The following is a 13,176-nucleotide window of genomic DNA, read 5'->3' as shown; positions in this document are numbered from 1 at the left end:
GAGGATTTTATCGTTAGGGTAAATGCTTTTTGGAATAATAGTAAATATGTCACCTTCACAAGTGGTGGTGTCCTCGCCAAGGGTAAATTCCCGATACTGCCTAAGTTTCAATACGAAAAGATCTGAATAACCAGTGGATGAAATTAAAAAAGAATCCGACCCCGGATCTACATCTCCGGTTCCCTGAATATCGCCAAGAGCATAAATGAAGTCGTTAAAAAAGGTTATTGGAAGTTGCCTCCAGAGGAGGTGACCGGGCAAAGATTCAATATGTCCTGCATATTCAAAATTTCCGAAGGGGTCCAGTTTGGTAATAAAATAATCAAAGTTGTTTCGGGCAGATAGATTATGATTTCCAGGTCCCGGATCAAAGTCTGATGTGTTTTGAAATATCCCGGTAAGGAAAACATTATCGGCCTGGTCTATAAAAACAGTATTTGTTCCACCATATATTTTTGATTGATCAATCATATTCTTCACCCAAAGAAAATTTCCATCTTTATCGAGTTTAGTTAAGAAATAAGCTCCAGACGAGGTCATACTTTTTATGGCATTACCTGGATCAAAGTCCGCTGTTCCAATGTAAGCTCCTGAAATATAAATGTTTTCTTTGCTGTCTAATGCTATAGAAGAACTCACAACCCGGTCATTACCACCGATTGTTTTTACCCAAATCAGGTTTCCTCCTGGATTTAATTTTGAAACAAATAAATCACTTTGACCGGTAGCTGTAATGCTATGGGTGCCGGATGCCGGATCAATATCAACTGTGCCGTAGAAGCTTCCAGTTATATAGACATTTCCATCAGAATCTATATCCATTGAAATGACTGAAACAGGGCCATCTGATCCTTTAAGAATAATTCCGACCCAATTAAAATTACCGTCAGCATCTAATTTTAGAACAAATCCATTTCTATAATCAGAAGAAGTTAGGCTAAAAATTCCCGGTCCGGGATCAAAATCAACAGTATTTCTAAATTCACCAGAAATATGAATATTACCAAAAGCGTCAATAGCGAGCGAATAGGGATAATTACTGCCAATGGTTCCCAACAATTGTTTAGCCCAAATAAAATTGCCATTTTTGTTGAATTTGGTGATAAAAATATCTGCCGAGTTTTCACTAGTAGGCCCGTTCATAATATACGGTCCAGTTCTAGAATCAAAATCCACTTGCTCATGAAAACTCCCTGTAACAACTATATTTTCATCCTTATCCAATGAAATGGCGGTGCCGTAACTTCTGGCAGTTCCAATGTTTTGGGTCTGAACCGCCCATAGAAAATTTCCATCGGAATCTAATTTTGATATGAACAGGTTTTGATCCACAGCGGAGAGGTTATAGGTGTTGGGTCCGGGGTCAAAATCCACCGTTCCGATAAACCAGCCGGTGCTATATACATTTCCGTTCTTGTCTGCCACTATTGCACTTCCTTCACATCGCATATCGCTTGATCCCGGGAAATGTTTCGCCCACACCAGTTCCGACTGTGCAGAGAGCAAATGGCTAAAGATAATTCCAAATAAATTCAGGGCTATGATTCTCATGGAGTATGGTATTGGCACTCTTTAAGACACAAAGATACCAAGAAGATTGGACCTTAAAGTCTTGGGCTTGAAAACAAAGCCAAGATTTCTTACGTAGCCCAACCCACGTCATCCTGAGCGCCAGCGAAGGATCTGGTGGAGTGCTGAACGCCCGTTTATTCAAGCATCGGATTCTTCTCTCCGCTGCGCTGCGATCAGGACGAGGTAGCGTGGCGAACGTTGAATCGGGAAAAACAGTCTAATTTTTCACTTTTCTGTCTTTGCCTATTGCAATTTTTAAGAAATTCGCAGAAATGACATTGACATGCAAATCCGGCACAATACGGACAAACGATATACCTACGCTGACTACCTTACCTGGAATGATGGCAAGCGCTGGGAACTCATAGAAGGAATTCCTTTCGAAATGCAGGCCGCACCCCTGCGCATCCACCAGGACCTGATATTCCACCTGGTCAAGATCATTGATGCACACTTGGCAGAGAAGGACTGCAAAACATACATGGCGCCTTTCGATGTTAGGCTGAAACCGAATTTAAGACTGGTAAAGGACCAGCAGGATGACGAAATAACCACCGTAGTGCAACCTGATATTTCAGCTTTTTGTGATTTGAAGAAACTGTATGAAAGGGGAGCAATAGGCCCGCCCGATCTCATTATCGAAATTATCTCACCCCACTCTGTAAAACTTGACACCCGGGATAAATTACTTCTTTATCAAAACTCTGGTGTTAGAGAATATTGGATTGTTTTTCCTGAAGAAAGGGAAGTAGAGGTTTATTCTTTGGATGAACAGGGCCGTTATAGTCGGATAAATTCGTATCCCGCTGGCGGTGTCCAGGTAATTTCGGTTATTTTTCCTGAATTGAAAATTTCGGTGGAACAGGTGTTTGCGGTTATAGGATAAAGGCAGGGATAAGCGATTTGTGCTTAAAAGCCGACAGCAAAACCCAAGTCATCCAGAGCGCCAGCGAAGGATCTGGTGGGGTGCTGCACGCCTGTTTATTCAAGCACCGGATTCTTCTCTTCTCTGCGCTGCTATCAGGAGGACGGTTATGGATTATAGTAGCCTCGTTCCGCGACACGAGGCTACTATGCTAATCGTTCGCTTGAAATAGAAATGTATATTTGTCTTAACAAAGAAATGCACTACAATTTTTGCAATGGCGTAACGACAAAATACGAAAAATGGAAAAGCTACTAAACCTTTACATTGAAAAACTGCCTGAAGGATATTATCTCGCTACTTCTGATTCCATACAAGGCTTGGTGGCACAAGGCCGGACTATTAGCGAGACCATCGAGATAGCCCGTGATGTGGCCAAACGGCTTATCGAATCACAAGCCGATCTGCATGGTACCGTTTTCAGAGCGCCAGCAAAGAATCTGGAGTAGTGCTGCACGCCCGTTTATTCAAACACCAGATTCTTCTCTCCGCTGCGATCAGAATGGTGAGGGGGGCGCAGTAATATTTGGAGTAAGCTGCGAGGGATTTCACTAATTATCCATGTTGTCATCGCAAGGCTATTTTTTACTTTTATAAAGTGGGTTATCTTACAATATTAACCATTCCTTTTAACGTAAGCCCTTTTCCTTCAGAGGATATAACTTCAAAAATGTAAAAATATGATCCGTCCTGTGTAGCAATGCCTTTGGATGTTCCATCCCATATAAGGGTGCGGCTTTCTTTTGAATCGAATATTCGTTCGCCCCACCTGTCAAAAATTCTCAACCGAACCGGTTCATATCCAATTATGGTCGGGCTAAAGAAATCATTGGTTGCATCAGAATTGGGTGAGAAGGCATTTGGAATCCAAAAAAATGGAATTGCGATGAACTGCAGCTTACGCTCTATGGAGTCCCTACAAAATTCATTTAATGCTATAAGCTTAACAATATACTGACCCGAATCTTCGACAAAAATATTTTTTTCGTTGCCGAATAAGGAATCCCCATTTATAGACCAGATAATCGAATCACTATTTAAGGAAATATTTAATAAAGTAAAGGTATCAGGGACAATCAGCGGCTCCGGATTGATTGCAAAATGGGCGTGAGGGGTTCTGAGGGTTCTGATGGTTTCCTTTACTGGGATTATGCTTGAACAACCCTGGTCAGAGGTTAATTTAATACTTGGACTAAATTCGCCTTGTTCTGTATAGTTATGATTAAATGGCGCTGAATTATATATTGCTGTATCGCCATCACCAAAATCAATATAAACCTGATCAAAGTCAACGGGGTGAAATGAGAAATTAACCAATACAGGCAAACATCCGGTGGTTGGGGTTATGGTAATATCTGAGGTGGGTGTATCATTGATTGTTACAATTATGGTATCGGTAAAAGTAATGGCGCAACTATTATTTGCCATTAGAATGAGCGTATCCAGAGGGTATAATGAAAAATTTAATACTTTTCCTGTATCCAACAACTGGCCTGTTGTAGACCTCCAATTCCACACTGCGATATCATTTGATTTTATCTTAATAAGTTTAGGATTTTCATTTTCACAAAACCGTATTGGCGAAATTTCACTGGTTTGAATCTCAGGAACCTGCACCAAAACAGATGCAGTATCAGTACAACCGAAACTGTTGGCAGTACTGAAACTATAGCGCGAAGTGCTGTTGGGGAAAACTGTTACCGCACATTGAGAAGAGATTAAGGAAGGTCCTGTCCAGTTACAATTTTGTTGTGGCGTCCCACGCAGTGTCACGGAATCTCCCAAACAAACGGTAGTATCTGGTGCGGCATAAGCCACAGGTTTTGGATGTAATTTTAATTCGAATGTGTCCAGATCAACACAGCCACCGGCATCGGCCACCCTTACCCGGTACAATCCTGCAGTATCTGCAAAAATGGTATCGGAAACCACTTCAAGATTATTGGGTCCATACCACTTAAACGAAATCCCCTGGTGATGCGCCACAAGTTCTACATCGGTTCCAGGGCAAACCAGGGAATCTTCAGGTAATGTAATCAATACTTTTTCATAAATCTTAACATGAATTGTATCCGTAAAGAAACAGTTCGAAAAAGTTCTTCTCACCCAATAGGTACCGGACTTATCAATACTGATTGAACCGGTAGTATCCCCTGTGCTCCAGATAATGTTTTTGGCATCATTTGAATCAATTGTTAAATGGAGGATGTTCCCATAACACAAAGCAGTGTCCTTCGGAAAAGCGGGTTTTCTGCATACAACCTCACCGGAGATAGGGACAGAGCCTGTAGAGATAGGCAAGTAATAGGGTTTGAATTGCGGGCCATTTACCAGATTAAGGTTTACAGTATCGAACTCCAGTATAAAATTTTCTGCTTCATACGAATATGTAGTGGTATTGCAAATTAGTTCATCGAATCGAAGGGAGCTAAAGAACTGCGGGTTAGGCGGATCAGGTCTTGCAAGGACAAGGGTATAATTGGCATTGAGGCCGGTATATCCTGCTTCAAAATAATAAGGATATGTGCTTTGGCTAAGCATTTTTCCGGCAGAATCAAATAGAGAATTTACCATTATAACTTGATCAGACTGATATTCCTGATTATGAATAAAATGAAACTGATCGCCTTTTGGAAATAGTGAATGTCTCCCGCCAGTGCCTGACAAATTTGATGGTTGTTGAGGAAGTGCTTTTGCCCATTTAAATATACCATTTGAATCAAGTGCAAAAACACGTGGTTGTCGGGAAATACCCAAATAATCCGGAGCAAATAGCAATAGATCATTCCCGATATTTTGTATTTCATTTACTAAAGATGCATTGGTTTTCATGGCCCATAAAATCTCTCCATTCTCATCCAGTAACCCAATCACGTTACGCACAGCGCCTGGGGCGTCTAATGCGAAAACTGATTTTTCACCAAAAGCATGAATTTCATGAAGCGTATTACCTAACATAGCACTCGGTTGAATTACCTCTTTGGACCATTGAAGATCTAAGGAGGAATTCATTTTTAGTACAGCCCCTCTAAGATTCTGATTAGGAAATAGACTCTCAATCCCTAAACCTGAGATAATGGAATTGCCATTTCTTTTTATCATATAGGGGAATGTGCTTTCTGTTGACTCAACCTGGACCGATTTTAAAATATTACCATTGTAATCAAAGCGACTGAAAAAAGAAGTACCATGGTGTGGCTCAGCGTGAATATTATGTTGGCCATAACAAATAATATAAGTGCTATCATCTAAAGGTGTAACTATATGGCTTCTATTGGCTAAGGTGAAATTTGAATCTGGCGAACCATAATATTTGATCCACGACAGGTTAGCACATGCATCTAAAGATGCAATAAAAAGTGTTTTGTGATCAAATGCACTGGCAAATCCAATAAGTAACAATGAGCCATCCTCTCGTAGGTCTGAGTAACGGACAATTCCATTGCCTCTAAGTTTAAAAGCGGCTTCTTGCCCGTAACTATCTAAGGTCGTGGCGAATATTACAAATAAGGCCACTAGGAGATAACGGTTCAGAAGACAGTAAGCTGGAGCCATGGGAGGGTTTTTCTTTAACAAACCTACGAAAAATTGATAGCGGCTCAGCATAATTTAAGCGGCTAAGTCTAAGGCAATGACGATTAGCGCCCCTTTAGCAAAGGGCAACGCGTGGAGCACCAGATGATAGCCTCACCGGCTTATACCAAGTTGCTACTTCCTCCTTTCACGGTATAGCAGAGATTGAAGTGTAACGGGAAAAAGCAGGATGAGGCGATCTGTATTACCCACCCAAGAAGTGATTATCTTTGCGCCTCATTCTCTTAGCTATGCTGTCTCTCTTTTTTGAGTTATCAAAACGTACCGCGATGTGGCGTATCAGCGCGGTTATTTTTGTAGCCATAATGGCTTTCTCCTGTTCCGCTACAAGGCGTAAGCAACAGACGGGTTGAAATTAAAATCCAGATTAAGGACCAATGATATTTCCTAGATTTTATTTCGAGAGTGTTTTGGAGCGATAGCGGAGCAAGTATGACGTTGTGCGATTGTAGGTGGAAGGGTGGAGATCAGGATAAAGATTGAAGGAATAAGTTCCTTTCGCAATCACTGTGGGTGCTACTATCGGCAGCAGAAGGTATAGACCTTCATTTATTTGCAATCAAGCCAAAATCCCACGATGACAGGTTTCACTGTAAAGGTCCCTCCCAAATATTTAAATCAGGACTTGGATCCTTATATAATCGACTGTTGGAAGGTTTGATAAGAAAATCAATCATTATTTTTACAAATACCGGAAGAGGCTGCCCTTCAATGGGACAAAAATCATAAACAATATCTGCATGAAACGGGAGTCCAGCATCTGATATTCTTACAGGCCTATCCAAACGAAGTTTCCTTTTAATATCTAAAGGAGTAAAAACAGCCTTGATACCAATTGGTTGCTCCTTCGAATCTTGAGTAGCATTTACAGCATAATCATAGGCGTCATTGAGGACAGAAACCACCACAGTAGCCAGACCAAAATAGCTTTGATTTGATAATTTTTCAGCCAATTCTTTTCCTACCTTTTTACATTTTGTAGGCGTACAATACTTCAATCTTATCACGGATACATCAGATCGTCCTTTCCTGGGTGGTGGAGAAAAGGCATTAGAGTTTAGCGTATTTTTGGATCTTGAGCAAAAAAGAGGGTGGAGTATTGCCCTTACCAGAATCTCCTCCGAATCAATTTCGTCAGGTATAAGATCACTCATTTCCAAGCAATTATAGAAATTTCTTGACGGTTGAAGGTAGATCTTCTTCAGCATTCGTATTCATATATCCCCACTTCATAACTTCCTCTCCTTTAATATAGAAGTGGCCCTCATCAATACCTACCTCAAATTCTATAATGACATTATTGCGACCTTCTACCTCAATTGAGATAGTTCCATGTGGATTTGGAAAAAGAAAAGGTGATGATTTGAGATATGCTTGAAGCTTATGTATCAAAGCAAGCACATTCCAACTCGTGGAAACGGAGGGTGTTACGGCACCATAACCGTCCCAATTATCTTCCAATTGCTTAATAAAATTCCATTGACTATAAGCATCTCTTAGCTCCAATGTATTAGGTGTAATAATAGATGGAAATTCACATGCCTGAACTGTTTGGATGTTATCGTTAAATAAATAATTCATAAATTAATCGTTTAGTCCAATTTTATTTTGAACATTAAGTTTTAAAATTTGCCTTAGTGTTTCCTTGTTAGATGTATGAGCTAATTCCAGGCTTTCTAATACATCCTTGTCTAACGGCCCTCTTATAGGCTCAGCTTCAGGTAAAATTTGTGTTAAGTTATGGCTGATAATGAGCATTGGTTGCAGCTCCTTGGAATTTACTTTTACATGCAAACGGTCATATTTTCCTTGATCGGTCTCGGTAGTCCTTAGAAACTCTGAATTTATACTATTATAAAAATCATCCGGTAAAACTTTGTTGCTTTTTTTAAATATTGCCTGTTGAGGTATAGCTCCTTTACTTTTCCACATAAACTCATCAATATAATGAAGGCTTACGGCATAAATAGGATTACCGTTTATAATATCAAAAGCCTTGCTCACTTTATTTTTATATGCTGCTAAAAAGTCTGTCCAACTCTTATACATTAAAGTGTGGAAAGATAGTATTGTATGATCGGGGTTGTTTAACCCTTGTAGAACATGGTCAATCAGTCCATTTTTAAATGCAATTAGCTTAAACCCCAACTTATCATTGGTTAAGGGAGGCTTGGCAGATAAGGTACCTTTTTCAAACTTAAATGGAAACGACACAAAGTTCAAATATTCGATCTGATCAAAATTGAGAATAGGCTTAAGAGATTCAAAGCATTCCGGGTTAGGCAAAGGCTCTTTTAAAAAAAGAGAGATAACCGCTTCCTTCACGGAATGACTTTCCTGAATCGGTATCAGCCTTTCTATGGATGTCTTCGTCATTAGTGCAATATACTATGGCTTGTAAATCTACTGCAAATTTATAAAGAGAACGGAAATTAGACCGGGATGTTTCCAGGTAAATCGACCTACTACCCCACTACCCAAACCATTATCTTTGCGCCTGAATTTTTTTGCCCTGTGAAATACAAAGAGCACAAAAGCCTTGATCTGACGGCTATTTCAGAAGAAATTCTGAAGTATTGGGAGAAGCATGACATCTTCCAAAAGAGCATTCGTACGCGCGAAGGGCAGCCGCCTTTTGTTTTTTACGAGGGGCCGCCTTCCGCCAATGGAATGCCGGGCATTCACCATGTGCTGGGGCGCACGATCAAGGATATTTTTTGCCGCTACAAAACGCTGCAAGGATTCAAGGTGGAGCGCAAGGGCGGCTGGGACACGCACGGCCTGCCGGTGGAGTTGCAGGTGGAAAAGCGCCTCAACATCCGCAAGGAGGATATTGGCGAGAAGATATCGGTGGCGGACTACAATGCCGAGTGCCGCAAGGACGTGATGAAATTCAAGGGCGTGTGGGACGACCTTACCCGCAAAATCGGTTTCTGGCTGGACCTGGACAATCCTTACCTCACTTACGAGCCGGATTATATTGAGAGTATATGGTGGCTGCTGAAGCAGTTGTTCGACAAAGGACTGCTGTACCGGGGCTATACCATTCAGCCCTATTCGCCTGCTGCGGGTACGGGGCTGAGTTCGCACGAACTGAACCAGCCGGGCTGCTACCGCGAGGTGAAGGATGTTACGGTGGTGGCGCAGTTTAAAGTGATTGGGCAGGAGAACACCTACTTCCTGGCCTGGACAACCACGCCCTGGACGCTGCCTTCAAATGCAGCACTGGCCGTGGGGAAAAACATTGATTACGTTAAGATAAAAACCTATAACCGCTACACACACCAGCCGGTGGAGCTTATCCTCGGCAAGGACAGTGTTGGCAAATATTTTAATCCTGAAGGCGCGGAACTGGATTTTGACAGCTACGATGAAGGGCAGAAGATTATACCTTACCGCGTGACCGGAGAGATGAAGGGCAGCGACCTCGAAGGTATGCACTACGAACAACTGCTGCCTTACGTGCAGCCGGAGGGCGATGCTTTCCGTGTGGTCACTGGCGATTTTGTCAGCACCGAGGAAGGAACTGGCATTGTACACATTGCCCCGACTTTTGGCGCTGACGATTACCTGGTGGCGAAGCAGAAGGACATTCCTGCGATCACTGTTACCGATCCAAAAAACCCGCTGAAGCAAATTCCGCTGGTGGACCGCACCGGGAAATTCGTGGAACAGGTTGCTGATTTTGCCGGGCGCTACGTAAAAGACTATACTGATGAGGATGGCTACACCGATGTGAACATTGACATTGTGGTGAAGCTGAAGCAGGAGAACAAAGCGTTCCTCGTAGAGAAATACGTACACAATTACCCGCATTGCTGGCGCACTGACAAACCTATTCTTTACTACCCGCTGGAATCGTGGTTCGTGAAAACGACTGCCTACCGGGATAAACTCATTGAGAAGAACAACCAGATAAACTGGCAGCCGGAAAGTACCGGCAAAGGTCGCTTCGGCAATTGGCTGGAAAATCTGGTAGACTGGAACCTTTCCCGCTCCCGCTACTGGGGCACGCCCTTAAACGTTTGGTTAACGGAAGATGGCAGCGAAATGAAGTGCATCGGCTCTATGGACGAATTGCGGGCGGAAGTACAAAAAGCCATTGAGGCTGGGTTTGCGCAAAAACCGATTGCGGATGATTTCGATCCACACCGCCCTTTCGTGGATGAGGTGGTGCTGGTTTCAGATAATGGAATGGAGATGAGGCGCGTGCCGGATGTGATTGACGTCTGGTTCGACTCAGGCGCCATGCCTTACGCGCAGCTTCATTATCCATTCGAAAACCAAGATGTGCTGCAATCGCAGTTCCCGGCTGATTTCATTGCCGAGGGCGTTGACCAGACACGTGGCTGGTTCTTCACGCTACATGTGCTGGGCGTGCTGCTGTTTGATAGCGAAGCCTACCGTAATGTTGTCGCCAATGGCCTTGTGCTGGACAAGAATGGCGAAAAGATGAGCAAGCGCAAAGGCAATGTGGTGGATCCGTTCATGACCATTGAGAAATACGGTGCGGACGCCACGCGATGGTATATGGTACACAATAGCCAGCCGTGGGACAACCTGAAGTTCGATCTGGAGGGTGTGGATGAATCGCGCAAGAAGTTCTTTGGAACGCTGTTCAACGTCTATTCATTCTTTGCGCTGTATGCCAATATTGATGGGTTTGAACAACACCCCCCTGCCCCTCCGCAAGAGTCCGGAGTCCTTCGGACCCTCGAGGGGGGAGTACAGTTGCAAGATCGCCCTGAACTTGACCGCTGGATCATCTCGCGGCTGCATAGCCTGATACAGGAAGTGACGACCAGTTTTGATAACTATGAACCGACACGGGCTGCGCGCGCCATCCAGGATTTTGTGCTTGACCATCTATCCAATTGGTATGTAAGGCTGGCGCGGAGGCGTTTCTGGAAAGGCGAGATGACAGCCGATAAAAAGGCGGCTTACGAAACATTGCAGGAGTGTCTGGTTGCGGTTTCTCAACTGATGTCGCCCATTGCACCGTTTTTTTCTGATTGGCTGTACAAGAACCTGACGGACCATATCAGGGAAAAAGCGCAGCCTAAGGATGCACTCCAATATGAAAGTGTCCATTTGACGTTGTTGCCTAAAGCACGGGCGGAATGGATGGATCCTGTATTGGAGAAGCAAATGGAACTGGCGCAGGAAATTTCCTCGCTCACCCTTTCGTTGCGGAAGCAGCAAAAGATCAGGGTGAGGCAGCCGCTGAACCGGATCATTATTCCGGTATTAAACCCTGAAAACCGCAGCCACATTGAACGGGTAAAGGATTTGATTTTGAACGAGGTAAATGTAAAGGACCTTGAATTTATTGATGATACTTCAGGTATAATTGTCAAAAAACTAAAGGCAGATTTTAAAAAACTGGGGCCGAAGTTTGGAAAACAAATGAAGGCTGTGCAGCAGGCTCTGCAGGAACTTTCGCAAAAGGAAATTGCACAGCTTGAGGTGGAAGGCTCCATTTCATTAGCGATAGAGGGTGATACAGCCGTGGTACGGTTGGATGAAGTAGAAATACTTTCGGATGAAATGCCGGGCTGGCTGATTGCCACCTCAGGTGGGCTCACCGTTGCACTTGACGTTACGTTGACGCCAGAATTGAAGAACGAGGGCCTTAGCCGCGAATTGGTAAACCGGATCCAGAATTTGAGAAAGGAAAAGGATTTTGATGTGACGGATCACATTAAGATAGAAATAAAGCAGCAGGAGCCATTGGCACAGGCGGTAAAACAGTATAACAGTTATATTTGCGCTGAAACACTGGCAGATTCCCTGGTGCTGACAGATAGCTCAAATGGCAGCGGGTTCGATACAGTCCAGGTTGAAGATTTGAACGTTTTAATTAAACTAAAAAAAGCTAAAAATGTCAGAACAGAATAAAGCATCAGACGCGGGAAAAGAGAAAACCCGCTATAGTGATCAGGAACTCCAGGAATTTAAGGGATTGATAAATAAAAAGCTTGATAAGGCCCGGAACGAGTTAAACTATCTCCAGGATTCTATTAAGAACTCAAACGAGAGCAACAATGAAGATGCGGGTGTGCAGAATATGATGGAGGAAGGCACTTCCACTTTTGAGAAAGAGCAGCAGAGCCAACTGGCAGAACGCCAGCGCAAATTCATAAAGAATCTGGAAGATGCACTCATGCGCATCGAGAATAAAACCTATGGCATTTGCCAGGTTACCGGAAAACTTATCAGTAAGGAAAGGCTGCGTGCGGTTCCCCACACCACCATGAGCATGGAAGCCAAAATGAGCCAAAAGAAATAACTTGAAATATCTGAAGCCGCTGCTGCTTGTTCTTCTTGTGCTTATTGCAGACCAGGTGTTAAAGGTCTGGGTAAAAACGCACATGTATGAGGGGCAGGACATTGTTATATTTAAAGATTGGTTCATCCTGCATTTTATTGAAAATAACGGGATAGCCTTTGGAATGGAATGGGGTGGGCGCACTGGAAAACTGTTTCTTACGCTTTTCCGTATTGCCGCTGTTTCCGTTATCGGTTATTTTATTATCAGACTAATTAAAAAGGAAAGTGCAATGGGGCTGGTACTGAGCGTGGCGCTGATTTTTGCCGGTGCGCTCGGAAATATCATTGACAGCGTATTTTATGGGCCTATTTTCGGATACGAGAATTTCTTTTACGGGAAAGTTGTAGATATGCTGTATTTCCCGGTTTACCATGACTTTTTACCGGAGTGGATTCCTTTTGTGGGTGGCGATTATTTTATCTTTTTTCGGCCGGTATTTAATATTGCGGATACGGCTATTACTACGGGGGTGTTTGCGATTCTATTGTTTTATCGTAAGCTTTTCTCTGAGTTATAGGGGCTTAGGCACGAGGGGCATTGAGTTTTAGACACAAAGACTCACTAAGATTATTTTTTGGGTGGGATTTAGACACAAAGGCACGAAGGCTCTAAGGATCACGAAGGTTAATGTTTTTATTTTATTTATTGCTATTAATAAATTATTAAGGTAATTGTGTGTTTTGTTAAAAACAATAATTTTACAAACATTTAATTTTTATTTAAATATTAAAATCCAGTTGAACTGTGAAGTGCT

Annotated in this window: 10 protein-coding genes; 5 read left to right on the top strand and 5 right to left on the bottom strand. The window is 42.8% G+C overall.

All coding sequences use genetic code 11. The annotated features are described in order from the left end of the window. On the bottom strand, window positions 1–1,332 hold a 1,332-nt coding region (locus WD077_14890; GenBank protein ID MEX0968516.1), incomplete at its 3' end, for a hypothetical protein. A gap of 523 nt (window positions 1,333–1,855) precedes the next feature. Here WD077_14890 and WD077_14885 point away from each other — a divergent pair. Next, on the top strand, window positions 1,856–2,458 hold the full coding sequence (locus WD077_14885; protein MEX0968515.1) for a Uma2 family endonuclease: 603 nt from the start codon (window positions 1,856–1,858) through the stop codon (window positions 2,456–2,458). Window positions 2,459–2,739: 281 nt separating this feature from the next. Further along, entirely contained in the window at window positions 2,740–2,946 is a 207-nt protein-coding gene (locus WD077_14880) for a DUF1902 domain-containing protein (GenBank protein MEX0968514.1), read from the top strand. Window positions 2,947–3,100: 154 nt separating this feature from the next. On the opposite strand, the gene WD077_14875 is transcribed toward WD077_14880, so the two are convergent. From WD077_14875 to WD077_14860, 4 genes are all read right to left on the bottom strand, one after another. Next, complete coding sequence (locus tag WD077_14875) at window positions 3,101–5,509, bottom strand: gliding motility-associated C-terminal domain-containing protein (GenBank protein MEX0968513.1); 2,409 nt, start codon at window positions 5,507–5,509, stop codon at window positions 3,101–3,103. A 1,169-nt stretch (window positions 5,510–6,678) separates the two neighbouring features. Next, entirely contained in the window at window positions 6,679–7,245 is a 567-nt protein-coding gene (locus tag WD077_14870) for a hypothetical protein (protein MEX0968512.1), read from the bottom strand. A 10-nt stretch (window positions 7,246–7,255) separates the two neighbouring features. Then, entirely contained in the window at window positions 7,256–7,672 is a 417-nt protein-coding gene (locus tag WD077_14865; GenBank protein MEX0968511.1) for a hypothetical protein, read from the bottom strand. Window positions 7,673–7,675: 3 nt separating this feature from the next. Then, the gene (locus WD077_14860) at window positions 7,676–8,416 is read right to left on the bottom strand and encodes a TIGR04255 family protein (GenBank protein MEX0968510.1); all 741 of its coding nucleotides are present in this window, start codon (window positions 8,414–8,416) and stop codon (window positions 7,676–7,678) included. A gap of 189 nt (window positions 8,417–8,605) precedes the next feature. Here WD077_14860 and ileS point away from each other — a divergent pair, with 189 nt between their 5' ends. From ileS to WD077_14845, 3 genes are read left to right on the top strand one after another with little or no spacing between them, the layout of a single operon-like run. Continuing rightward, the gene (ileS, locus tag WD077_14855; GenBank protein MEX0968509.1) at window positions 8,606–11,989 is read left to right on the top strand and encodes an isoleucine--tRNA ligase; all 3,384 of its coding nucleotides are present in this window, start codon (window positions 8,606–8,608) and stop codon (window positions 11,987–11,989) included. Beyond that, entirely contained in the window at window positions 11,973–12,380 is a 408-nt protein-coding gene (locus WD077_14850) for a TraR/DksA C4-type zinc finger protein (GenBank protein ID MEX0968508.1), read from the top strand. Before ileS ends, WD077_14850 begins: the two co-directional genes overlap by 17 nt. A gap of 1 nt (window position 12,381) precedes the next feature. After that, window positions 12,382–12,939, top strand: coding sequence for a lipoprotein signal peptidase (locus WD077_14845; protein ID MEX0968507.1), 558 nt, complete (start codon window positions 12,382–12,384; stop codon window positions 12,937–12,939). Window positions 12,940–13,176: the final 237 nt, after the last annotated feature.

The organism is Bacteroidia bacterium (assembly GCA_040880525.1).
Taxonomy (GTDB): Bacteria; Bacteroidota; Bacteroidia; order CAILMK01; family JBBDIG01; genus JBBDIG01.
Note: the sequence above shows the minus strand (reverse complement) of the source record. Positions and strands in the feature narration are given on the sequence as shown.

Excerpts from the sequence above, each read along its gene's own strand:
- WD077_14870 (MEX0968512.1), bottom strand. The coding sequence starts at position 7,245 with ATGAGTGATCTTATACCTGACGAAATTGATTCGGAGGAGATTCTGGTA.
- WD077_14885 (MEX0968515.1), top strand. The coding sequence starts at position 1,856 with ATGCAAATCCGGCACAATACGGACAAACGATATACCTACGCTGACTAC.
- WD077_14880 (MEX0968514.1), top strand. The coding sequence starts at position 2,740 with ATGGAAAAGCTACTAAACCTTTACATTGAAAAACTGCCTGAAGGATAT.
- WD077_14865 (MEX0968511.1), bottom strand. The coding sequence starts at position 7,672 with ATGAATTATTTATTTAACGATAACATCCAAACAGTTCAGGCATGTGAA.
- WD077_14875 (MEX0968513.1), bottom strand. The coding sequence starts at position 5,509 with ATGAATTCCTCCTTAGATCTTCAATGGTCCAAAGAGGTAATTCAACCG.
- WD077_14850 (MEX0968508.1), top strand. The coding sequence starts at position 11,973 with ATGTCAGAACAGAATAAAGCATCAGACGCGGGAAAAGAGAAAACCCGC.